The following is a 23,447-nucleotide window of genomic DNA, read 5'->3' as shown; positions in this document are numbered from 1 at the left end:
AATAGTCAGCGGTGGTTCGGGCGAAGCCGGGTGAAGCAAGGTGAAGCCTGGCCGGCGGCGCGTGGCCGCCGGCGCGGGCAGCGGTGGGCGCGCTACTACGGATGCTCGCGCAACGCCTCCTGCGTGACCAGCACGACGCCTTCGTCAGTGCGATAGAAGCGCTCGGCGTCGCGCGCCGGGTCTTCGCCGATCACGGTGCCTTCCGGAATCGTGCAGCCACGGTCGATCACGACCTTCTGCAGGCGGCAACTCGCGCCGACCGTGACCTGCGGCAATAACACTGCCTCATTGATATTACAGAACGAACTCACTTTCACGTTCGATGACAACACCGAGCGCGAAATCTGCGAGCCCGAGATCACGCAGCCGCCGCAGACGATCAGATTGTTGCCCGAGCCCTGCAGCCCCTTCATGTCGCGTACGAACTTCGCGGGCGGCAACTGCTCCTGGTATGTCCAGATCGGCCATGACTCGTCGTACAGGTCGAGCGTCGGTATCGTCGACGCGAGGTCGAGGTTCGCGGCCCAGTACGCGTCGATCGTGCCGACGTCGCGCCAGTACGGCTCGACGCTCGGGTCCGACGACACGCACGACATGCTGAACGGATGCGCGATCGCCACGCCCCGCGTGACGACGCGCGGCAGGATGTCCTTGCCGAAGTCGTGATCGGTATCGATCGCGGCGATGTTCTCTTCGAGCTGCGTGTACAGGTAGTCGGCGCTGAACACGTAGATGCCCATGCTCGCGAGCGCCGTGTCGGGGCGACCGGGTATCGCAGGCGGGTCGGCCGGTTTTTCGACGAAGCCGGTCACGCGGCGATTTTCGTCGACGGCCATCACGCCGAACGCGACCGCTTCCATGCGCGGCACCTCGATGCAGCCGACCGTGCAGTCGGCGCCGCTGTCCGCGTGATCGGCGATCATGCGCGTGTAGTCCATCTTGTAGATGTGGTCGCCCGCGAGCACGACCACGTACTTCGGGCGGATCGAGCGGATGATGTCGAGGTTCTGGAACACCGCATCGGCGGTGCCGCGATACCAGTGCGCGCCTTCGACGCGCTGCTGCGCGGGCCACAGGTCGATGAACTCGCCCATCTCGCCGCGCAGGAAGCTCCAGCCGCGCTGCAGATGCCGCAGCAGCGAATGGGCCTTGTACTGCGTGACCACCGCGATGCGGCGGATGCCGGAATTCAGGCAATTGGACAGCGCGAAGTCGATGATCCGGTATTTGCCGCCGAAGTGCACCGCCGGCTTCACGCGCTTGTTCGTGAGCGGTCCGAGCCGGGTACCGCGTCCGCCGGCGAGGACGATCGCGAGGGTAGTGCGCTGTAAGTCGTTCAGCCGTGCCGGAGTATTCATATTTGTCTCCTGTCGATCGGAGTGAGCCCTTCAGCACTCGCTCCGACCGCATGCAAGATGGTTGCTTGATTGATATACCCCCGGGGGTGATCTGGTCGCTTCCTCTGCGCTGATGATTCGGGCTGCCTGGCAGTCGTGCCGCATTGCCGTTCTTCGCTGCCTGTTTTCGCGGGTCCGTCAGTCAGTTCTAGCACCGATTGGACGCGAGCGAATAATGTTTATTGCGGGGGCGGCGTGGCGGACCATCCTCGAACGATCGCCTGTTACGGCGCGTTTTTCGGTGCGGCGCAACACATTGGCCACGAGGTCGTGCCGGACGATGCTTGAGCCCAGAAGGCGCAATACGCATGCCATCTCGCCACGGCCGTGTGCCGTGTTCGCAGTGCACGACTGGCGGCGGAGTTCGGCGGCGCATCGTAGAATCGTGCGCTCCCTGCCTCGTGCATCCCTATTGCGTTTTTTGCAGAGCATCCCGATGAACCTTCGCCGCCCATTCCTGCTTGCCCTGTCGAGTGTCTGCGCCTGCGCCATGTTGTGCGCGGCGTCTGTCGCGGTGTCCGCCACGCAGGCGGGCGTGCCGGTCGGCGAGGCGAGCCCGGCCGTCGCGAGCGCCGCGGCCGCGTCTTCCCTCGACGATTCCGGCCCGGCCTACGGTCCGGAACTGCAGGGCTTCAGCTACCCGGCGTCGGTCGAACGCTTCGAATTCACCTCGCAGGGCGTGCCTTTGCAGATGGCCTACATGGACGTGAAGCCCGCGCATGCGAACGGCCGCACCGTGGTGTTGCTGCACGGCAAGAATTTCTGTTCGGCGACGTGGGACGCGACGATTCGCCGGCTGAGCGATGCCGGCTATCGCGTGATCGCACCGGACCAGATCGGCTTTTGCAAATCGAGCAAGCCCGAGCATTACCAGTACAGCTTCCAGCAACTCGCGCGCAATACGCATGCGCTGCTCGATTCGCTCGGCGTCAGCGAGGTGACGGTGGTCGGCCATTCGACGGGCGGCATGCTCGCCGTCCGCTATGCGCTGATGTATCCGCGCGAAACGCAGCAACTGGTGCTCGTGAATCCGATCGGACTCGAGGACTGGAAGGCGAAGGGCGTGCCGTCGCTGTCGGTCGACCAGTGGTATCAGCGGGAGCTGAAGACCACCGCGGACGGCATCCGCCGCTACGAACAGGCGACCTATTACGCGGGGCAATGGCGCGCGGACTACGAACCGTGGGTGCAGATGCTCGCGGGCATGTATCGTGGGCCGGGCAAGCAGATCGTCGCGTGGAATTCCGCGCTGCTCTACGACATGATTTACACGCAACCGGTCGTCTATGAGCTGGGGCAGCTCAGCATGCCGACGCTGCTGCTGATCGGTCAGAAGGACACCACCGCGATTGGCAAGGACGCTGCGCCGCCGGAAGTGCGTGCGAAGCTCGGCCATTATCCGGAACTCGGCAAGGCGGCCGCGAAAGCGATTCCGCATGCAACCCTCGTCGAATTCGCGGGGTTGGGGCACGCGCCGCAGATGCAGGACCCGCAAGCGTTTCATCAGGCGCTGCTAGATGGGATCGCGGCGGTGCCGGCGAATCGGTGAGCGTTCAAAAGGCTTTCTGTCCCGCCACCGTACTCCTACGTCGTTCACCGCTAGGCGAAACTTCCTAGCGGCTACTTTATGGTTCTTCGCGGATTTCAAGGGGGGACGCTCGCGGACAGGCTGTAGTCGGCCAGGAGCCGCCGGTCGAGGTCGCCATCCAGTTTAATCAGCCAAGGTCTCGTTTGCCTCGCTCAATGACCGGTTTCCGGCGAGCGAATTACCGGAGGCGCCGCCTCAACTCGGCCAGAAGCGGCCCTTCGGAATGGGTTAGCGAAGGTCCGTTCAAGTGTGAAGATCCGCTATTCGGCGACGCAAGCAGCCCGTCTTCCAGGCTGCCGACGGGTCGCTTAGCCAGTGCGAGACTGCTTTTCCCTGCGATCGGCGAAAGAAATGCAAACGTGCAGTCTGCCGAACATGTAAAGCGGTAGTGACTACTCGAATGAAATATTGAGTCGCGTAAAGCTCCCGGGACATTTGCGCCATCATGGGGTTTTATTGCGCTCTTACCAAACAGGCTTGGAGCTTTCGGAACGGAGCGTTAATCATTAGACGCTGGCTGCTTGCATCGAACCAAAAAGTAACCACCCGCTAGAGCCAGCACCACCGCGGCCACGCCGATGAGGGAAGTGCCCGCCATGTGCTCTACATCCAAATTAATCACGTGGCGGCCAACGGCGATGATGGCCACGGCCAAGATGGTTTCCAGCCGAATGCGGTGCGATTTGAAATATACACGCAGTGTCTCCATAAGCTCGAGCCCGAGAATGATGAGGAGCACGCCGGAAAAGGCCGACTGCACCGATTTCATCAGTTCCGGGACGGTATCGAGGCTGCTAACGCGCTCGACGAGACCGGACGAAAACATTACCCAAAGCTGGATGACCATCGCCAAGATCACTGCCATCAGCAGGATCTGAGCGGCAACCAATACGGATTGTTCGAACCAGTAGGTGATTTTGGAGGTGGGTTTTTCTACTTGCATGGCCGACGATATTCCTAGTTAAGGCGTGCTTAGACTATCCGTCCAATTACGCAGATGCGGGGTAGAGCCGGCGACTCAGTTCGTCCGGTCGGGTGAGCGAGGCCCTGCGGCACCATTTATTCATGGCGCAGTCGCGGGCGGCGAACGGTAAGTGACGCGTTGACGGCCTGGATAGCTTGCCGCGAGCAATTCGATGAACCACGGGGTTCAACGCGTCGCTAATCGGGCTGCCCGCTGATGGGGAAGTATTCTGCTCGAATCTCGCGGTCGATCCATGTGGATGACAAGTCAACTATAAGCTAATTGTAAGGTGACTGTATGCGACAGCCTGTCGCCAACGAATGCTTAATTGATCGGTCGGTGTTGCTTCTGGGAATGTGCTCAAAACACGCGTGGACTCAGATTTTCATTCCAGCGCGTGCCCAGGACAATGAGGGGATGAAACAGACCGAGCTGAACTTGACCTGACGAACCAGCGCGGCAGTTTGCATAGCAATGGCAGGTCAACTCCCGAAAGCTGCCATTGAGATCGTGCGGGTCCAAGGACCGAATCGGGTCGGGAGTACGCACTGGCGAGTGGCCGCTTCAGGGCAGCTGAATTCCAATGGCCGCTTTCCAGCGATGAGTTTGAAGCGCGGACGGACGCAACGCGACCCGTTGCAGCCGGTCGAGCAGTCTCTGTTCTAAGGGTAGGTATCGGAGTGGAACGATCATTCCGTGCCGTCGCCTGGGGGGCAAGTCATCGGCCTCTGCGGACGCTTAGACCCGTGAGTTGGTGAGGCGGCTTACGCCGTGCAAGGATGACGTCTTGCTCGACCCTCGAATTGCTCTCGAACTTAAGTTTGATTTCTCTATAAGCAATCAGCTTGTCGTTCACCAGATCGAAAGGAAGCGCCCGCAAGGTTAGGGATGGTGTTCAGAACTCGTTTTGCCGCACTGAGCCATCCACATAGGGCCGATGCGGTGGAAGCGGTGCGGCACCTGGCTCGAATGCAGCGCTACGTTCGGCATAAGGAAGGCGCCGATTGCCTGCCCGCGCGGGCGGCTTTTGCGCTCATGCAGCGGCCTCGCGCATCAGTCGTTCGCGCGTCATCCACAGATTGCTTAGAGCGAACAGCGTGTGCAACTCTGCGGGTTCTTCATCAGGCCGCGATAGCGCACCTTTAGATGCCACCGTGCGCGGCGATGAACATGGCGACGGCCGACCGGCAATAGGATTCGATTTCGTTGTCATCCTCTGCTCTCGCCTCATCGAAGCGTGCGACAAGCAGAAGATCGGATCCTTTGAAAAGCGCGGCAAACAAGCGGGCGGATCGGAGAGCATCGGGTACGTTCAGAATCGCTTTCGCGTGCAACTGACGCAACACGGCCTCGATTTGGGCGATGACATGGGCGGGCCCGGCTTCGTAATGGAGCTTGCTTAACGACTTTTGATTCGTCTTGTCGGCCAAAACCATGGCTTCGACACTGCGGACGTCCGGGCTCAACAGCGTGCGAAGCAGGGATGATCCCACCGCCATGAGCTGATCTTCGGCTGAACCGTCGACGCTTTCAGAAAGGGCCTGGGGTGCAAATTGATGGCAGTGGGCCACCATGGCCGCGCTGAACAGCGCCTCCTTGTTCTCGAAGTGCCGATAGATGCTGAGCTTGGATATCTTCGCCCGCTGCGCGACCTTGTCCATGGTCGTCGCTTGAAAACCCAATTCCACAAAGAGCTCGCAGGCGGCGTCGACGATCGTTTGGCGAAGCGCCTCGTTGGCGGGCCGGCCGCGCCGGCTCTGGCTGTTTTCGGTCACAACAATTCCAGTACTTGACAGTATTCAAATTCTTGCACTACGATACCACGCAGTATCTTAAATGTGCAAGCCAAGGACAGGTTTCAACCAGTTGCCCAAATCAGGTTTCCCCGGGGCGCCTGGCGATATCGAATGCGGGATTGTGGGGCCGATCAATACAGCCATCAGCAACTTTCTCGCCAATGCCGAAGCCCTACTCGCTGACCGTCTCAAGCGCGTATCGCTGGACGATATTGCACACCACGCCCAGCCCACCCCTCCAATCACAACACGGAGCCCATCACCATGGATGACGTCATCATCATCGGCGGCAGCTTCGCCGGCCTCGCCGCCGCCCTGCAGCTCGGTCGTGCCCGCCGCAAGGTCACGGTTCTCGATACCGGCCGGCCGCGCAACCGCTTTGCAGGCCACTCGCATGGCTTGCTCGGCCACGATCACAAGCCACCGCTGGACATCCTGGTCGAGGCGCGGCAGCAGTTGACGCGCTATCCAACGATCAGGCTGGTCAATGCCCGGGCCGAGAGCGTGTCTGGCGCCATCGACGATTTCTGCGTCGTCACTGACGATAACGAAAGCCTGAGGGCGCACCGCCTGATCCTGAGCTATGGCGTCGCCGACCAGATGCCTGATGTTCCGGGCTTTGCCGAAAGCTGGGGCACGTCCATCGTGCCCTGCCCCTATTGCGACGGCTTTGAAGTCGCCGGCCAGCATTGGGGCCTCGTCTGGTCCAGCCTGCAGTCGCACCAGTCTGCCAGGCTGTTCCGCGATTGGACGGACAAGCTGACTGTCTTCGCCGATGGTCATGACATTGCGCCCGATATCCAAGTCGATCTGGCGCGTCGCAACATACCTGTCGTCGATGGCCGGATCGTCGAGATCGCCCATCACAAGGGCCATATCAACACCGTCAATCTCGATACCCGCCGCAATGTCGCGGTCGACGTCCTGTTCGCCCATCCGCGCAACAAGCCGTCCGCACGCCTGCATGAATCACTGGGCCTCGCCACGGTCGATACGCCCACCGGCATCGTCCTCAAAGTCGACGAGCGCCGCCAAACCAGCATGCCCGGCATCTACGCCGCTGGCGACCTCGCCACGCCCTTCTTGCCCTCGGTCACCCAGGCTTCATCGCAGGGCGCGATGGCGGGTATCTTCGCCCAGCAGTCGATGGTGGTTTGAGAGCACAGATCCTTGTTGCGTCGTCGCCTTCGAAAAGGTTGGCGTAAATCGACGCGGCGAAAGGCGGATCGTCGAGTCAAGGAGATGACATGGCAAAGCAAAGTGCTGATCAGGTGGGTGACTGGAATGGTCAAAGCGGGGAGCGCTGGGTCGCCAACCAGGCCCGGCTCGACGCTCTGGTGGCGGTGTTCGGCCAGGCCGCGATCGAAGCCGCCGCGCCCGCGACGGGTGAGCGCGTGCTGGACATCGGCTGCGGCGCGGGTGCGTCAAGTCTGGCTCTGGCCGCTCGCGTCGGCGCGGGGGGCCAAGTGCTGGGCGTGGACATATCCGAACCGCTGATCGATCGAGCGCGCGCGCTTGCGCGCCACGATACGCCGGCCCTGTTTCAGGTGGCCGACGCCAGAAGCGCAGAGCTGCCCGAAGGCGCGTTCGACATTCTGTTCTCGCGTTTCGGCGTGATGTTTTTCCCCGATCCGACAGCGGCGTTCGCCCATATGCGACGCGCGCTCCGGCCGGGCGGCCGGGTCGCTTTCGTCTGCTGGCGCGGTGCGGCCGAGAACGATTGGATGCGACTGCCGGTGGGCGCGCTCAAGGACATCGTCCCGCCGAGCGCGCTCCCCGATCCCGAAGCGCCCGGCCCGTTTTCGTTCGGCGACCGGGAGCACGTGGCGCGCATCCTGACGGCGGCCGGTTTCACCGAAATCGTTATCTCGCCCTTCGACGCGGCCGTCCCATTCGGCGAGGGCGAAACGCGGGACGCGGCGATCGACGACGCAGTGAGGATGTCGCTTGAGGTCGGCCCGCTGTCGCGTGCGCTCGCTGGTCAGCCCGACGACATCCGCGCCCGTGCCTCCGCCGCAGTTCGTGCCGCCTTCGCGAGCCTCCCCGGCGAGGGGTCGGTGATGATCAACGGCGCGGCATGGGTCGTCATGGCACGAAATCCGGCAAGCTGACAGGGATTAACAGGGGAGATGCCTCCGCTCGGTGGAACAGGGCGTCTTTGGCCGGCCAGATTGATGTCCCTTCTGGCCGCTGAACGAGCGCTCGCCTTGCGACAATCAGATGGCCGGTTGCGAAGCAGAGCCGACGCCTGAGCGGCCTTCCGGCGGCGCATGTGACCGGCAGTTTGTGGCCGATTGGGTAAGGTCGCCAACGGCCGCTTACCGGTATTCCAGTCCGCAAACTTGAAATTGGCTGACTGACCGGTTTGGAGCAAGTTGTCTGACCGCAGTGGGTCGAACTGGGACCTTCAAAGTTGCTTTGCCCCTTCACGTGGGCGATAGTTCAGAGGGTGGAATGACAAGCCCAAGGCCCGCCAGATATAGCGGCTCACTCCAGCTGTAGCAATTCTGTAGCAAACCAAAATTCACCCCGCGGTACCGCGCCCATAGCCCCACGCGGCAACAATCGACCGATATCCGAACGTTGCGATATGACAGCGCCTTCTTCATCCAAAAAAACCGTCTTATTTTCGCTCGAAGTCTGTCACCATTTCATGCGACACCGACCGTGAGCGTAGCGCTGGTCCTGCATTGCGGAAGTATGTCCTAACGGGAGAGTCCTGATGAGCAAGAAGTCCGAAACGAGCGGTAAGAGCGGCGCGAATGAGTCGACCGCTGCGACGCTGGCCGCGCTGGCGAATTACATCAGTGAGTTCGTCATCAATGGGACGCTCGACACCAGATGCGCCGCGAAACTAGTTAAGCGCCTGAGAAAGGAAGCCGAAACCATTTTGGAAAATGGAAGCGCGACAAAGCTGGCACAAAAGGATCTTAAGAAAGCGTTCGACACGGTTGACGCTGCAGTCCAGGACCACGATGCGAAACTGCTGGTCACAGCTAACGCCGCACTACGTACAGCAGACGAGGGGAAAAAGGCGGAAAAGTCGCACTGAAGACTCGCACGCCTTGACGCTGTAGTAGCTGCGTCCCTCAGATAATGTTTTCAACGGCGAGATACGCCCGCAGAATCACCTGGAGCACGGTCAGTACCGGCCATCAAGCGTCATTCGCCCCTCCCGTTAGACAGACGTTCAGACGTCGGCTCCGCATTGCAAACGGTCCTTGGCCTTTGGGACACGAGCGCCGGTATCGTCCATCGCCATAGGCTGTCCACAGCACGTGTCACAGGCGACTGGCAGAACCCAGTCGCGTCGTGGCGCAGTTTCGCGTTGATTTCGTAAAAGCATCTGCAGATGCCGGTACACGCCAGGCGGCCACAAGCGCACAGAATAAAAGGCGAAGAAGGCGCAAAACGCAGAGATATCGGCATGCGTCGGCGACGCGAGCGGCTATTCTTCAGACGCTGCGACTATCGCGTTTCCGGTCGGCTCTGCTGGTCGTCGGCAGCCATTCCGCGCCCCACGCGGAAAGGGGGGGTATGTCACGTCCAAAACTACCTCGGCGCACGCGACGCGCACTGCGTCGTCGGCAGTCAGCCGGACGCCGGTGGCTCGTCATCGGCAGTTCGCTCACCGGTCTGTCCTTTGCCCATGCGGCGCTCGCAGCGGGCACCCTTCCACAAGGCGGCACTTACGTGGCCGGCACGGGCGCGATAGCAAGCCAGGCCAACGGCCTCGTGATCACGCAACCGGGTTCGACGCGCGGCGTGATCGAGTGGAACAGTTTTTCGATCGGCAGGAACAACAGCGTGACGTTCGACAACGGCTCGGGCGCGACGCTGAACCGCGTGACGGGCGGCTCGCCGTCCGCCATCTTCGGCAGGCTCAGTGCGACGGGCAGCCTGTATGTGATCAATCCGCAAGGCATCGTCGTGGGGCCATCGGGCGTGATCAGCACCGGTGGCCGTTTCGTCGCGTCAACGCTCGATGTCTGCGACGACGCGTTCATGCAGGGTGGTGGTTCCCTCACGCTGTCGGGCGACCGGGACGCAAGCGTGATCAACCTCGGCAAGATCAGTTCGAGCAGCGGCGATGTGTTCCTGATTGCGCGACACGCCGTGATCAACGCGGGCACTATCACAGCGCCCAACGGTACGGCCGAACTGGCTGCAGGCGAACAGGTGTTGTTACAGGACTCGGGCAGCAGCAGACAGGTATTCGTGCAGATGGGCAGTCAGGGCACCGTGGTCAATAGAGGGCACATAAAGGCCGCGCAGGTCAGCCTGCAGGCCGCCGATGGGAACGTCTATGCGCTTGCTGGCGGCGGCACGCGCATTCGCGCGACGGGCACGGCGGATCGTGACGGTCACGTGTGGCTCGTCGCCGATGGCGGCCGTGTCAGTCAACTCGGCAAGATCTCCGCGAGCAACGCGGATGGCAGCGGCGGAACGGTCGACACGCAAGCGGCACAACTCGCATTCGGCAGGCATGCAGCCGTTCACGCGGGCCAATGGAACCTTTTGACGCCGGCTTTCACGATCGATGATGCCGCCGCGCGCGCGTTGCAGCGCAGCCTGAACGCGGGCACGTCGATCGATGTCACGACCACAGGCGCGAACGGCGCAACGGGCGACCTGGGCATTGCTTCGAGCCTGAACTGGAGCGGTCCGGCTTCGTTCACGCTTGCCGCGTACCACAACGTCTCAGTGACGACGGGCACGACGATAGCGAACAATGGTGCGGGCAATCTGGCCTTGCGCTCCGACGCTTCGGGCATCGATAACGGCGGCAGCGTCATCAACAATGGCACCATCGACTGGTCGAAAAGTACGGGCATCGTCAGCGCGTTCTACGATATAAACGGCAGTTACAGCCCCGGCACGCTTGTCGGCAATGCGGCCTGGAGCGCGCCGCTCTACAACGGCTCGGGCGCGACGCTGAACCGCGTGACGGGCGGCTCGCCGTCCGCCATCTTCGGCAGGCTCAGTGCGACGGGCAGCCTGTATGTGATCAATCCGCAAGGCATCGTCGTGGGGCCATCGGGCGTGATCAGCACCGGTGGCCGTTTCGTCGCGTCAACGCTCGATGTCTGCGACGACGCGTTCATGCAGGGTGGTGGTTCCCTCACGCTGTCGGGCGACCGGGACGCAAGCGTGATCAACCTCGGCAAGATCAGTTCGAGCAGCGGCGATGTGTTCCTGATTGCGCGACACGCCGTGATCAACGCGGGCACTATCACAGCGCCCAACGGTACGGCCGAACTGGCTGCAGGCGAACAGGTGTTGTTACAGGACTCGGGCAGCAGCAGACAGGTATTCGTGCAGATGGGCAGTCAGGGCACCGTGGTCAATAGAGGGCACATAAAGGCCGCGCAGGTCAGCCTGCAGGCCGCCGATGGGAACGTCTATGCGCTTGCTGGCGGCGGCACGCGCATTCGCGCGACGGGCACGGCGGATCGTGACGGTCACGTGTGGCTCGTCGCCGATGGCGGCCGTGTCAGTCAACTCGGCAAGATCTCCGCGAGCAACGCGGATGGCAGCGGCGGAACGGTCGACACGCAAGCGGCACAACTCGCATTCGGCAGGCATGCAGCCGTTCACGCGGGCCAATGGAACCTTTTGACGCCGGCTTTCACGATCGATGATGCCGCCGCGCGCGCGTTGCAGCGCAGCCTGAACGCGGGCACGTCGATCGATGTCACGACCACAGGCGCGAACGGCGCAACGGGCGACCTGGGCATTGCTTCGAGCCTGAACTGGAGCGGTCCGGCTTCGTTCACGCTTGCCGCGTACCACAACGTCTCAGTGACGACGGGCACGACGATAGCGAACAATGGTGCGGGCAATCTGGCCTTGCGCTCCGACGCTTCGGGCATCGATAACGGCGGCAGCGTCATCAACAATGGCACCATCGACTGGTCGAAAAGTACGGGCATCGTCAGCGCGTTCTACGATATAAACGGCAGTTACAGCCCCGGCACGCTTGTCGGCAATGCGGCCTGGAGCGCGCCGCTCTACAGCGGGCTCGTGACGCAGATAACCGGCTATAAACTCGTCAATTCGGTCACGGACCTGCAGAGCATCGAGAACGATCTTGCCGGCAACTACGCACTCGGCAAGGACATCGATGCTAGCAATTCCGCGTTCACAACGCTCGGTTACTCTTCCGCCACGCCGTTCACGGGTCAGTTCGACGGTATGTGGCATACGATTTCCAACATCTCTCCGCGTTTCGACGCGGTTTTTAACGATATTGGGGCGAAGGGTGTCGTGCGCGACGTGAACGTCAACTCGAAGGTCGGCACAACGGTTTTCTTTTTTGACGGGACCGCAATATTGGCCACCAGCAATCACGGCACGGTGGCCAACGTCTTTACATCCGGGGCCATTACCTCACAGTCCAGTGATGCAGGCGACTCATTCGCCGGGCTTGTCGCCACTAACTACGGGCTGATCGCGCGCTCGGGCAGCAGCGCGACGGTTACGGCCGACGGTTCTGTCGCTGGGCTGGTTATCCTTAACGAAGGTACGATCACCGAGTCATACTCCATCAGCCGAGTCTCCGGAATCAGCTCGCACGGCCCAGCGGGAGGACTCGTCGCGTACAACGGCGGAACGATCACACAGTCCTTTGTGTCGGGTCCCGTGGGGTCGGTATCGGGGCTGGTAGGCGGTGTCTGCGCCAGTTGCGGTGGTCTCGGCAACGATGTCTACTGGAACGTACAGACAACGGGACAGTCGTCGAGTGGCGGCAACCTGCCAGCATCGAACGGGCTCACTACCGCCCAGATGAGCGCCCCGGCGAGTTTTGTCGGCTGGGACTTCGGTCCGAGTGGCGCCTGGACGATGCCGCCCGGGGCCACGCACCCCGTCCTGACCTGGCAAGTCACCGGGCAGTGAGCCATATTTTATGAGCTGGGCCAGCTCAGCATGCCGACGCTCCTGCTGATCGGCCAGAAGACACGACGGCGATCGGCAAGGACGCCTCGCCGCCCGAGGTGCGCGCGAAGCTCGGCCATTACCCTAAATTGGGCCGCGCGGCCGCGAAGGCGATTCCTATGCGACGCTGGTCGAGTTCGCGGGGCTCGGTCACGCGCCGCAGATGCAGGACCCGGAAGCATTTCATCAGGCACTGCTCGACGGACTCGCGGCGGTGCCGACCAATCGTTGAGCGTTCAAGCGGCTTTCTGTCTCGCTACCGTACTCCTGCGTCGTTCACCGCCAGGCGAAACGTCCTGGTAGCTACTTTATGCCCCTTCGCGGATTTCCACGGAGGACGACGCTTGCGGACAGGCTCTAGTCGGCCAGGAACTGCTTGCGACCTGAAGACAGCCTAACCGTCAACCGAAATAGCGGGATGCATTTCAAGCGCCGCGTTGGCGTCCCTTTTAAACGGAACCGCCGCCAGCACCGATGCAAGTACCATCAGACCTCCGCCAAACCATGCCCAGCCAGAAAGATGCTCACCGAGCCATACGTATGCGAATAGCGCACCGAACGCGGGCTCGCTTCCCATCAGCAAAGCGACGCGCGTTGGGTTGCTGCGCTTGACGGCAAAGTTCTGTGCGAAGAAAGCGAACAACGTACAGGCGAGCACGAGGTAAGCGATGCTCGCCCAGAAGTCACCGTGCCCACTGAGCGACGGCAGCGCATCCCAATGTTGTGACGGCAGCACGAACGCCGCCAGGACACTGCCCAATGCAACGACGCCTGCCTGGACCGCCGTCACCGACAGCGCAGCAAGTTCCGATTCGCGCATCACGCGCTTGGTCACGCACACCATCAGCGCACGCAGTAACGCCGCAAGAAGAATCAGCGCGTCGCCCGCGGTCGGAATGATCACGCCTGCGCTCACGAACGCGGCGCCCGTCAGCGATAGGCCCACGGCGATCCATTCGCCACTCGACGGCTTTCGTCGTAGCAACACCCATTCGACCAGCGGCGTAAGCGCGACACACAGACTGATAAGGAACGCCGCATTCGACGCGCGTGTGTGCGCTATTCCGAAAGTCTCGGCCAAAAAGATGCCGAGCAGGATTGCACTGGAGCCGAGCGCACCCAGCAACGCGGACGCTTTGACGTGTCGGAGCGAGCGCAACGCCGGCGACAACACGAGGAACGTCAGCCCGAAGCGCAACGCCAGCAGACCGAGCACGGGATAGATCGTGAGCGCGCCTTTCACGACCCCATAACTGGTGCCCCACACCATCGCGACCGCAAGCAGCATGAGGTCCGATATCCACAACGCGCTCTTTTGCTTCGACATGATGGACCTTCTGTTTTCATTCGAACGGCCCAAATTGTCAGGTATTGCATTGATAAATATAATCCGGGTCAGTGGAACATCTTTTATGTTTGAGATGCACAAATGACTGGTGCGCGTGCGAGGGTCGCGATGAATCCCAATGAACTCTTTGCGTTGCTACCCGACATGGCGACGTTTGCGAGGGTCGTCGACGCCGGCAACTTCTCCATTGCCGCGCGGCAACTGGGCAGTACACCGTCGACTGTCAGTCGGCAGATCAAGCGCCTTGAGGATTCGCTTGGCACGCGCTTGCTTGAGCGCTCGACCCGTAGCATCCGTTTGACGGATTCAGGCGCGCAGATCTACCGGTATTGCCGGGATATGGTCGGCGCAGCGTCGGGTGCCGTCGACGTCGCTGGACAAGTGACGGGTGATCCGCGAGGCAAGGTCAGCATCAGTGCGCCGATTTCATTTGCGAGATCTGTCATCCATCCGCTTGTTCCCGAATTTCTGCGCATGTGGCCCGACGTGGATGTCCATCTGGTCTTCGCCGACCACGAAGTCGATCCGCTACGTGACGATGTCGATATGGTGATCCGACTCACGCGTTCGCCTCCGCCAGGGCTTGCTGCCCGGCGACTTGGAGCGGTCAAATGGGTTCTATGCGCGTCACCTGCCTATCTCGCGGAACGGGGGACACCGGCCGAGCCGCATGACCTTGCTCGGCATGCATGCATGTATCTAGGGGAGACGGTCGACGACAATCGATGGCATTTCCGCCGCGACTCTGAGACACAGTCGGTCGAGGTGAAGGGGCGATACATCGCCAATGATGCGGGCGCGCGATTGGATGCTGCGCTGCATGGGCTGGGCATTGCGAGCTTGCCCGATTTTGCTGCTGCGCAGGCGATTTCGAGGGGCGACATTGTCCGGGTGCTGACCGACTGGGAGTTCGAGGCGCGTACATATATGGGACCGGTCTGGCTGCTTTATCCGTCGAGCCGTTTTTTACCGTCTCGAGCACGTGCGCTCATCGATTACCTGGTGAGCCAGCTTCACGACAGGTAGGCTGCCACACCGACGGCATCAGGCGCGCAGGGCTGCGCGCCTCCTTTGCTGTCAGCCGTGGTAGAAGCCGTCGGTGACCGAGTTTTGCAGCACGCCGTCGACATAGACGCCGACAGGGTCGCCATCAGCGGACGTGAGGATCGAGCCGATATGCTGGCCGGGTAGTTTCATCCGGCCGCCTTGAATTCTGGTCATCTCCTGGTGATCAAGTTCTGCAGCGTTCTGGATGTCGTCGATGCTCAGCGTGTTCATGATGTGTCTCCTTGAACAAGAGGGTTGTACAAACATTTAAGCGGCCGGCTGCTTGCAGCACACAACGCACATGTCATGCCATCCGGGCGTGACCTGCGCGGAGCGCATCCCCCGGTGAATCGCGATGATGCGAGTTTGGGCGCCACCATCACTTAGCCCAAACGAAGTTGGAAAATCGCTGACATGGCCTTGCTTTCCTTCTCCTACAACAGCAACGAATCGCAGGCGTTCTTGACCGAACCGCCTCACTGGTCGATGGTGGCGCATCGATTACACGTACGTGAACCTCCTGGCGGCATCCGACGTTCAAGACCCGATGTCGCCATTTTTAATTCATCCATTGAAAGGAAATTACCCATGGACCTGAACCTGACAGGCAAGCTCGCACTGGTGAGCGGCAGCACAGCCGGCATCGGTCTCGCTATCGCCAGCACGTTGGCGCAGGAGGGCGCTCGTGTGATCGTGAACGGCCGCGCCCAGTCATCTGTGGACGACGTGGTCGCGCAGCTGAAAGCGCAGACGGGCAGCGACGTGCAGGGATTTGCGGGCGATCTCAGTACCGCCGCTTCAGCAGAAGAGCTCGCACGACGCTATCCGGACGTGGAAATTCTGGTCAACAACCTGGGCATCTTCGAGCCCAAGCCGTTTGAAGAGATCCCCGATGCGGACTGGCAGCGGTTCTTCGACGTCAATGTCTTGAGTGGGGTACGCCTCGCTCGCCTGTTTTTGCCTGCGATGAGGCAGGCCAACTGGGGGCGCATCATTTTCATTTCGAGCGAAAGCGCGGTGCAGATTCCCGCTGAAATGATCCACTACGGGATGACGAAAACCGCGCAGCTGGCGGTCTCGCGGGGGCTCGCCGAAGCTGTTGCCGGCACGGGCATTACAGTCAATAGCGTGCTGCCGGGGCCGACGAAATCGCGGGGAGTGGGTGAATTCGTGGAGACCCTTGCCAAGGCCGACGGCAAATCGTTTGAAGCGTTCGAAACAGAGTTCTTCGAGAAGGTCCGTCCCACCTCGCTCATCAAGCGATTTGGTTCGCCGCAGGAAATCGCGTCGCTCGTGGCCTATATCGCCAGTCCGCTTTCGTCGGCCACGACGGGAGCCGCGTTGCGGGCCGACGGGGGCGTTATAAAAAGCGCCTTCTAGACCGAATGGCACTTACTTAAGCCCGTGGAGCGTGCCCATATTTTTGGACGCGCTCACGTGCGATGTGACGAGGCTCTTTCAGCCATGGGTAGGACTTCGGTCTTCGTTTGCGCATTCGTGGTTCGATGCGACCGGGGCGACTCCCAACGCAAGACTGCGTGATCAGGTTGAACAGGAGACTCTGGTTGTGAGTTGCCGTCAGACCTCTGGCCAGCCATTCAGTCCATAACTGCACCGTGTGTTTGAAACTCAGTGTTCTCGGGTCAGTGGCATGGTGACTGGCGGCCTGAGCCATCAGCAGCCGAATCACGTTGTAGGCCAGCAGATGGACCCAGATCTCCTTTTCGTTCATGTGGGCAGTCTGGCAATGCAGCACATCCATGCCCATCGTCGTCTTGATGTTACGTAGATCCAGTTCCACGTTCCAGCGCCTGGCATACAACTGCGAGAGGTCCTGTTTGCTGGTCTTGCGTGCATCAAGCATCGTGGTGACCAGCACCCGGTGATGCAGCCTGGACTCGCGCACCATCAGTTCATCGGGGAAGGCCTGGTACTGCTCATGCGTCATCCAGTCAGGACGCTGCCGGGGTTTGGGCCACGTCACAATGTGATCGCGCGTGCCCAGGGACCGGCCTCGCCGAAAGTCGGTGCGGCGTGCCCCATGCTGTTCCATCACGACGTCCACCCCGGCGGCGATCATTGAGGCCATCAGAAAGTAGTGGCAGTACAAGGCATCGGCGACGATCACGTCACCTTTGCGAAACGTGCCTTGCAGCATGCGAAACGCCGTCAGCTCCCCGCTGCCTTTGCCCGCGTAAGTTCCGACCGCCGACTCCAGTACTGCGCCGCTTGCCAGACAGATCACCGCAACCAGATAGGCCAATGGAAAGCCCACTCCTTCGGCCTGAGCACTGGACTGCGGGAAACGGGCCTGGTTCGACGGCGTATCGGGCATCGAGATCCCGGTGCCGTCAACCAGCTTGACCGGGCGCCCGCGCCACTTCCAGGCAGCCTCGGCCTGCTCATGCAGTTGGCGCCCCGTCTCGCGCGCCAACTCCCGCACCATCGTCAGCGGCAGTCTCTGGCGAGCGCGGCAGTAGCCTCCCGTACGCACACTCATGGGCCGCAGCCCGTCGGCAGCTCGCTGCGCCGCCCACCCGTTGACTGCCTTCTGACAGGAGGCGTCCTCTTCCAGCGCCTGGCGCATGAACATCGACAGTGTCACCGTCGGCGGATACAGCCGTTCCCGATGTTCTGGCAAATACGCTTCCGTTATGCCCAACAGCCCCGGGCTCGTCAGTATGTTGAAGTAGTCTACCGCCTGGGCCCTGCACGCCCGGCTTTGAACCCTGCTTCGTGTTTGCCTGTGATGACTTCGTGCATTACGATCCATGGGGGCTGATCTTTGGAATGAGACGGTGTTTGCCTGGTAACAACCATCGTATCAATCCCTGGATCAGCCCCCTCCCTTTCTCTTCAAGCACTTACCCGCGTCTTCTCCTCCATGTAGGCTTAAGTAAGTGCCATTCCTTCTAGACCCCGAAGGCATTGGGCCGGCTTCTCACACGACCGGCCCCAACTCAGTGCAAAGACAAGGGCGGCTTGCCATGAGCCGCCCTTTTTTCGTGCGTCGCCGTGTCCGCCGATCGGTTCGCGAACCGCTTATCTGGCCGCCATCATTTCATCGCGCACCTCGGCGCCGATCTCGAACGAGCGCAGCCGCGCGGCGTGATCGTAAATCTGCGCGGTCAGCATCAACTCGTTCGCGCCGGTCTGCTCGATGATCGATTGCAGACCTTCGCGGATTGCGTCGCGATCGCCGAGCACCGTGCAGGCGAGCGCACGCGCGACGTTGTTCAACTCCATCTCCGACGCGTCGAGCCGCTCGACCGGCGGCTGCAATTGTCCCGGCGTGCCGCGCCGCAGATTGATGAACTGCTGCTGCAGCGACGTGAACAGCCGTGCGGCTTCGTCGTTCGTGTCGGCGGCGAACAGATTGACGCCGACCATCGCATAGGGCTTCGCCAGCGTCGCGGACGGCCTGAACTGCGTGCGATACACCTGCAACGCGGTCATCATGTAATCGGGCGCGAAGTGCGACGCGAACGCGAACGGCAGCCCGAGCGCCGCGGCCAGTTGCGCGCTGTACAGCGACGAACCGAGCAGCCACAGCGGCACGTTCAGGCCCGCGCCCGGCACCGCGCGAATGCGCTGGCCCGCGACCGGCTCGGCGAAATACCGTTGCAATTCGACGACGTCGTCGGGGAAGGTTTCGGCGCTCGCCTGGAGATCGCGGCGCAGCGCGCGAGCGGTGGTCTGATCGGTGCCGGGCGCGCGGCCGAGGCCGAGATCGATCCGCCCCGGATACAGCGACGCGAGCGTGCCGAACTGTTCGGCGATCACGAGCGGCGCATGGTTCGGCAGCATGATGCCGCCGGAGCCGACGCGAATCGTCTTCGTGCCGCCGGCCACGTAGCCGATCACGACCGAGGTCGCCGCGCTCGCGATACCGGTCATGTTGTGATGCTCGGCGAGCCAGTAACGCTTGTAGTTCAGCTTTTCCGCGTGCTGCGCGAGTGACAGTGTGTTCCTGAACGCGTCAGCCGGCGTGCCACCCGCGGTGACCGGCGAAAGATCGAGAACCGAGAAGGGGATCATTGTCTGTTGATTGCGATGGGCGGCGCTTTCGCGCGATGGGGCATTGTGGCAAAGCGGCGCCTTTTCTGCTGGCGGCGCGGCGATGCCCCTGTCGACCGAAGGGTCGGCAGGACCGATGAGGCGCACTGAGGCGCGACCCATGGCGCGGAAATTGCGCGTGCGTAGCGTGTTCGTGCGGCGGTGCTTCGCATTCGCAGTGCGCCCGAATAAGCAATCCAGCGAGTGACCGTGCGCCGATCGGAATTCGAGTGTACGGTTAAGTATCGGTGCGGTGACGCGACCCGTTGCCGGACATCCGGAATGTAGCGAAGGAGTTCCCGATCCCATGAATGTCGTCAAAGAGTTTCGTACCCGGTCATTCCAAGACGTGTCCCACGCATTGCTCGACCGCGAGGAGATCGCGCTCGTCGACGTGCGTGAGGAAGATCCGCACGCGCGCAGTCATCCGTTGTTCGCCGCCAATCTGCCGCTGTCGCGGCTCGAACTCGACGCGCCGCTGCGGCTGCCGCGCCCGGCCGTGCCGATCGTCGTGTTCGATGCCGGCGAAGGCCTCGCGAGGCGTGCGGCCGAGCGCTTCGCCGAACTCGGCTATACCAACGTCGCCTTGCTAGAAGGCGGCCTGCAAGGCTGGCGCGAAGCGGGCGGCGAGTTGTTCAAGGATGTCAACGTGCCGAGCAAGGCGTTCGGCGAACTGGTCGAAAGCGTGCGTCATACGCCGTCGCTGTCCGCGCAGCAGGTGCAGGCGCTGCTCGATCGCGAGGCCGATGTCGTGGTGCTCGACGCGCGCCGCTTCGACGAGTTTCAGATCATGAACATCCCCGGCAGCATCAGCGTGCCGGGCGCGGAGCTGGTGCTGCGCGCCAGGCAGCTCGCACCGGATCCGGCCACGCGCATCATCGTCAATTGCGCGGGGCGCACGCGCAGCATCATCGGCGCGCAGTCGCTGATCAACGCGGGCGTGCCGAATCCGGTGGCCGCGCTGCGCAACGGCACGATGGGCTGGACGCTCGCCGGTCAACCGCTCGCGCACGGCAGCGCGCGGCGTGTCGAAGGTGCGGTCGACGACGCTTCCCGTCTCGCCGCGGCAGACGGCGCGCGCGCGCTTGCCGACCGGGCGCGCGTGCGCCGCACGTCGCGCGACGAAGCGCGCCGCTGGGCCGACGAAGCGATGCGTACCGTCTATCGCTTCGACGTTCGCAACCCCGAGGAATACGAGGCGGGCCATGTGCCCGGTTTTCGCAGCGCGCCGGGCGGCCAGCTCGTGCAGGAAACCGACCTGTTCGTGACGGTGCGCGGCGCGCGCGTGATCCTCGCGGACAGCGACGGTGTGCGCGCGAACATGACCGCATCGTGGCTCGCGCAGATGAACGTAGAGGTGTACGTGGTCGATGGCCTGACGGCGGCCGATTTCGCCGAGAAGGGCATGGCGCCGTTGGCGCGCAACGCGGTCACGCCGCCCGACGTCGACGACATCGCGCCGGCCGAGCTCGCCGCGCTGCTGCAGTCGACGGGAACCGTCGTGCTCGACTTCACGAGCAGCACGCACTATCTGAGGCGGCATATTCCGGGCGCGTGGTTCGTGATCCGCAGTCAGCTCGCCGACGCGCTGCGCACACTGCCCGACGCGAAGCGCTATGTGCTCACGTGCGGCAGCGACGTGCTCGCGCGCTTCGTCGCGCCGGAGCTCGCCGCGGCGACCGGGCGGCCGGTGCAGGTGCTGCGCGGCGGCACGATCGCGTGGATCGACGCGGGCCTGCCGGTGGAGTCGGGCGGCACGCGGATGGCGTCGCCGCGGATCGATCGCTATCAGCGGCCGTATGAGGGCACCGAGAACGCGCGCGAAGCGATGAGCGCATATCTGGAGTGGGAGCATGGGCTCGTCGCGCAACTCGCGCGCGACGGCACGCACGGCTTTCGTGTGATTTGATGGGCCGGCCATTCAGGGGCCGGCCATCCGGCACCCCTCTTGCGCCACGCGAATCTTCTGCCGATTCGGTGTAAACGCGCTCTCGTCGAAAGCCTCCGATGCGTTTAAATTAGCGGCATCTGGAAGGCTTTTCGAGGGACCAGGGCGGCCATAAAAGGCAGCGGTTTGTCATTCGGCGATGGCGCAAGGTGAGTAGCCAAGGTTGCTCATCGCTTCGTCTGGAGCAGACCGCTGCGCGTCGTCCGCGGTGCTTCGCGCAAGGCGGCCAATGAGCCGCCGTCACTTCCGGTTGATCCTATCGACCGACATGGCGACGCTGTATACAGCGTCGCCTTTTTGCTTTTGGCGTGCCCATCTCAGCCGACCTCAGCCGATCCATTACCGCTGCGCGCAACACGTTCCTCGCGGTTTTCTCCGTGCGCGGTTATCCTTGTAGTACACACTACAGACCGGCCAGGCGCCGCGACGACAGATCCCACACATCCGGACAGGAACCGAAGTGAGCCTCAAACCGCTGGGCGTCACGCTACTGATAGCGTGCTTTGCGCTGACCGGCTGCGACCAACAGCAGAGCGATCAAGCCGTGCAAAAACTCAAGGACTTTTTCAACGCCGTCAAACCGGACGCGTTGCTGCTCAAGAACATGACGCCGGGCGTCACGACCGAAGCGCAAATCCTCGCGCAGATGGGCAAGCCCGAGACCACGCGCACCTTCACCGACGGCTCGAAGCGCTTCGAATATCCGCGCGGCCCGCAAGGCCTGAACACCTACATGGTCGACATCGATCGCGACGGCAAGCTGCAGGCGATCACGCAGGTGCTGACCGCGGACAACTTCGCGCAGGTTCGCTCGGGCATGACCGAGGACGAGGTGCGGCGCTTGCTTGGCAAGCCTGGACAGGTGGCGGTGTTTCCGCTGAAGCCGGAAACCGTGTGGAGCTGGAAATGGCGCGAGGGCGGCGTGACCGAAGAAGGCATCTTCAACGTTCACTTCGACCGGAACCAGAGGGTGTACACCACGTCACGCTCGGACGTGATCCGCGGGCGATAGGCGGGGGCAATGTCGATCAGAAGACGGCCGGATAAGCGGGCCGAAAAAGCGGGGTAGGCATGATACGTCGACGTCGATACAGCCGGATCGGGCTGGTGTTGGGGGGCGGCGCCGCGCGCGGCTGGGCGCATATCGGCGCGATTCGCGCGCTGCAAGACGCGGGCATCAGGCCCGACGTCGTGTGCGGCACGTCGATCGGCGCGCTGGTCGGGGCGGTCTATGCGAACGGCGATCTCGACTGGCTCGAGGAGTGGGTGTCGCGCCTCACGTGGCAGACCGTGGTGCGGCTGCTCGATCTGCGCATCTCGGGCGGCCTGCTTGGCGGGCGCAAGGTGATCCAGCTATTCGCCGACAAATTCGCCGGCCGCTCGATCGCGCAACTGCACATGCCGTTCGCGGCGGTCGCGACCGAACTCGACACCGGCCGCGAAATCTGGCTGCAGGACGGCAGCACGATCGACTCGGTGCGCGCATCCATTGCGATTCCGGGCATCTTCACGCCGGTATGGCACAACGGCGTGTGGCTCGTCGACGGCGGGCTCAGCAATCCGGTGCCGGTGTCGGTCGCGCGGGGCATGCGCGCGGACTGCGTGATCGCGATCGATCTGAACAACGACATCCTGAACGGCCGCGATTTCGGCGGCCCGGTCATTCAAACGCCCGCGCTCGATCCCACCGCACCGCCGCCCGTCGCGCTGCGCCGCAACGGCAAGCCATGGCCGCGCTGGCTCGCGCCGGCGGAGGCGAGCGCCACCGACGACGTGCGCGTGCCGCCGAAGCCAAGCGCGCAGGTGCCGTCGATGCTGAGCTCGATCGCGCAAAGCATCGACATCATGCAGGTGCGCATCACGCGCAGCCGGCTCGCTGGCGAACCGGCCGATATCCTGATCCAGCCGCGTCTCGGCGGCATGGGCATCTTCGATTTTCATCGCGCGGCGCCAGCCATCGAGGAAGGGCGCGAGGCGGTCGAGCAGATGCTGCCGGCGATTCGCGCGCGGCTCGGGCTCGACTGAGCGCGAGCTGTCAGGCGTCGGAGCCGGCGTGAACGCGCTGATGCAACGGCGCGACGCGATCGGGCGGTGCCACCGCCGTCGGCGCGGCCTATCGAAAAAGCGACCCGAAACTTGCGAAATCGCCGCACGGCCAGGCGCGCGCGGCGCGCCCGACAACACGATAACCCCCGTGAAACCAAGCGCTACGAGGGTTCCGTCGTGCGTCGAAGTGTCATGTTGCGTCGCAGCAAACCACCCGCTGGGTATTTGAGAAATTGATTTCAGCTTGCGAGACTCCGCGCCATGCCGGAGCAGCGAGCAGCCCATGAAGCCGCCGCCATCCGCGCCAATTCTACGAACCTG

17 protein-coding genes and 2 pseudogenes are annotated in these 23,447 nt (G+C 62.6%); 11 read left to right on the top strand and 8 right to left on the bottom strand.

Features of this window, described 5'->3' with window-relative positions; all coding sequences use genetic code 11:
- Window positions 1–95: 95 nt before the first annotated feature.
- Window positions 96–1,358 carry a glucose-1-phosphate adenylyltransferase gene (gene glgC / locus OKW38_RS12560; protein ID WP_090803975.1) on the bottom strand — a complete coding sequence of 421 codons (1,263 nt, stop codon included), beginning with the start codon at window positions 1,356–1,358 and terminating at the stop codon, window positions 96–98.
- 475 nt (window positions 1,359–1,833) lie between these two features.
- Here glgC and OKW38_RS12555 point away from each other — a divergent pair, with 475 nt between their 5' ends.
- Window positions 1,834–2,946, top strand: coding sequence for an alpha/beta fold hydrolase (locus tag OKW38_RS12555; protein ID WP_429361736.1), 1,113 nt, complete (start codon window positions 1,834–1,836; stop codon window positions 2,944–2,946).
- A 538-nt stretch (window positions 2,947–3,484) separates the two neighbouring features.
- Here the strand turns inward: OKW38_RS12555 and OKW38_RS12550 are convergent.
- The 3 genes and pseudogenes from OKW38_RS12550 to OKW38_RS12540 form a co-directional block, all read right to left on the bottom strand.
- Window positions 3,485–3,928: a phosphate-starvation-inducible PsiE family protein gene (locus tag OKW38_RS12550; RefSeq protein WP_429361734.1), complete on the bottom strand. Its 444-nt coding sequence runs from the start codon at window positions 3,926–3,928 to the stop codon at window positions 3,485–3,487.
- Between the two features lie 1,054 nt (window positions 3,929–4,982).
- Window positions 4,983–5,104: pseudogene (locus OKW38_RS12545) on the bottom strand (IS5/IS1182 family transposase); the annotation flags it as partial.
- The gene (locus OKW38_RS12540) at window positions 5,092–5,724 is read right to left on the bottom strand and encodes a TetR/AcrR family transcriptional regulator (RefSeq protein WP_018421953.1); all 633 of its coding nucleotides are present in this window, start codon (window positions 5,722–5,724) and stop codon (window positions 5,092–5,094) included. The pseudogene OKW38_RS12545 and the gene OKW38_RS12540, both read right to left, overlap by 13 nt.
- Window positions 5,725–6,009: 285 nt before the next feature.
- On the opposite strand from OKW38_RS12540, the gene OKW38_RS12535 reads away from it, so the two are divergent.
- The 5 genes and pseudogenes from OKW38_RS12535 to OKW38_RS12515 form a co-directional block, all read left to right on the top strand.
- Entirely contained in the window at window positions 6,010–6,903 is an 894-nt protein-coding gene (locus OKW38_RS12535) for an NAD(P)/FAD-dependent oxidoreductase (RefSeq protein ID WP_429361732.1), read from the top strand.
- A gap of 89 nt (window positions 6,904–6,992) precedes the next feature.
- Window positions 6,993–7,856 carry a class I SAM-dependent methyltransferase gene (locus OKW38_RS12530; protein ID WP_429361730.1) on the top strand — a complete coding sequence of 288 codons (864 nt, stop codon included), beginning with the start codon at window positions 6,993–6,995 and terminating at the stop codon, window positions 7,854–7,856.
- 611 nt (window positions 7,857–8,467) lie between these two features.
- The gene (locus tag OKW38_RS12525) at window positions 8,468–8,797 is read left to right on the top strand and encodes a hypothetical protein (RefSeq protein WP_429336186.1); all 330 of its coding nucleotides are present in this window, start codon (window positions 8,468–8,470) and stop codon (window positions 8,795–8,797) included.
- A 485-nt stretch (window positions 8,798–9,282) separates the two neighbouring features.
- On the top strand, window positions 9,283–12,642 hold the full coding sequence (locus OKW38_RS12520; RefSeq protein ID WP_429361728.1) for a beta strand repeat-containing protein: 3,360 nt from the start codon (window positions 9,283–9,285) through the stop codon (window positions 12,640–12,642).
- Between the two features lie 3 nt (window positions 12,643–12,645).
- Window positions 12,646–12,913, top strand: a pseudogene (locus OKW38_RS12515) (alpha/beta fold hydrolase); the annotation flags it as partial.
- Window positions 12,914–13,075: 162 nt separating this feature from the next.
- Here the strand turns inward: OKW38_RS12515 and OKW38_RS12510 are convergent.
- Entirely contained in the window at window positions 13,076–14,008 is a 933-nt protein-coding gene (locus tag OKW38_RS12510; RefSeq protein WP_429361726.1) for a DMT family transporter, read from the bottom strand.
- 129 nt (window positions 14,009–14,137) lie between these two features.
- Here OKW38_RS12510 and OKW38_RS12505 point away from each other — a divergent pair, with 129 nt between their 5' ends.
- Window positions 14,138–15,055, top strand: coding sequence for a LysR family transcriptional regulator (locus OKW38_RS12505; protein ID WP_187618859.1), 918 nt, complete (start codon window positions 14,138–14,140; stop codon window positions 15,053–15,055).
- 51 nt (window positions 15,056–15,106) lie between these two features.
- Here the strand turns inward: OKW38_RS12505 and OKW38_RS12500 are convergent, their stop codons facing one another.
- The gene (locus OKW38_RS12500) at window positions 15,107–15,307 is read right to left on the bottom strand and encodes a hypothetical protein (protein WP_429336189.1); all 201 of its coding nucleotides are present in this window, start codon (window positions 15,305–15,307) and stop codon (window positions 15,107–15,109) included.
- Window positions 15,308–15,664: 357 nt separating this feature from the next.
- Here OKW38_RS12500 and OKW38_RS12495 point away from each other — a divergent pair, with 357 nt between their 5' ends.
- The gene (locus OKW38_RS12495; protein WP_184070003.1) at window positions 15,665–16,456 is read left to right on the top strand and encodes an SDR family NAD(P)-dependent oxidoreductase; all 792 of its coding nucleotides are present in this window, start codon (window positions 15,665–15,667) and stop codon (window positions 16,454–16,456) included.
- Between the two features lie 16 nt (window positions 16,457–16,472).
- On the opposite strand, the gene OKW38_RS12490 is transcribed toward OKW38_RS12495, so the two are convergent.
- The gene (locus tag OKW38_RS12490) at window positions 16,473–17,849 is read right to left on the bottom strand and encodes an IS4 family transposase (protein WP_090812824.1); all 1,377 of its coding nucleotides are present in this window, start codon (window positions 17,847–17,849) and stop codon (window positions 16,473–16,475) included.
- 269 nt (window positions 17,850–18,118) lie between these two features.
- Window positions 18,119–19,114: an LLM class flavin-dependent oxidoreductase gene (locus OKW38_RS12485; protein ID WP_429361724.1), complete on the bottom strand. Its 996-nt coding sequence runs from the start codon at window positions 19,112–19,114 to the stop codon at window positions 18,119–18,121.
- A 325-nt stretch (window positions 19,115–19,439) separates the two neighbouring features.
- Here OKW38_RS12485 and OKW38_RS12480 point away from each other — a divergent pair, with 325 nt between their 5' ends.
- From OKW38_RS12480 to OKW38_RS12470, 3 genes are all read left to right on the top strand, one after another.
- A complete protein-coding gene (locus OKW38_RS12480; protein WP_184062057.1) occupies window positions 19,440–21,041 on the top strand; it encodes a rhodanese-related sulfurtransferase in 1,602 nt (533 codons plus the stop codon).
- 499 nt (window positions 21,042–21,540) lie between these two features.
- Window positions 21,541–22,092, top strand: a complete 552-nt coding sequence (gene bamE / locus OKW38_RS12475; RefSeq protein ID WP_090803993.1) for an outer membrane protein assembly factor BamE domain-containing protein — start codon at window positions 21,541–21,543, stop codon at window positions 22,090–22,092.
- A gap of 59 nt (window positions 22,093–22,151) precedes the next feature.
- Window positions 22,152–23,105, top strand: coding sequence for a patatin-like phospholipase family protein (locus OKW38_RS12470; RefSeq protein ID WP_090803995.1), 954 nt, complete (start codon window positions 22,152–22,154; stop codon window positions 23,103–23,105).
- Window positions 23,106–23,447: the final 342 nt, after the last annotated feature.

The organism is Paraburkholderia sp. MM5496-R1 (genome assembly GCF_050436205.1).
In the GTDB taxonomy this organism is placed as follows: domain Bacteria; phylum Pseudomonadota; class Gammaproteobacteria; order Burkholderiales; family Burkholderiaceae; genus Paraburkholderia; species Paraburkholderia tuberum.
Note: the sequence above shows the minus strand (reverse complement) of the source record. Positions and strands in the feature narration are given on the sequence as shown.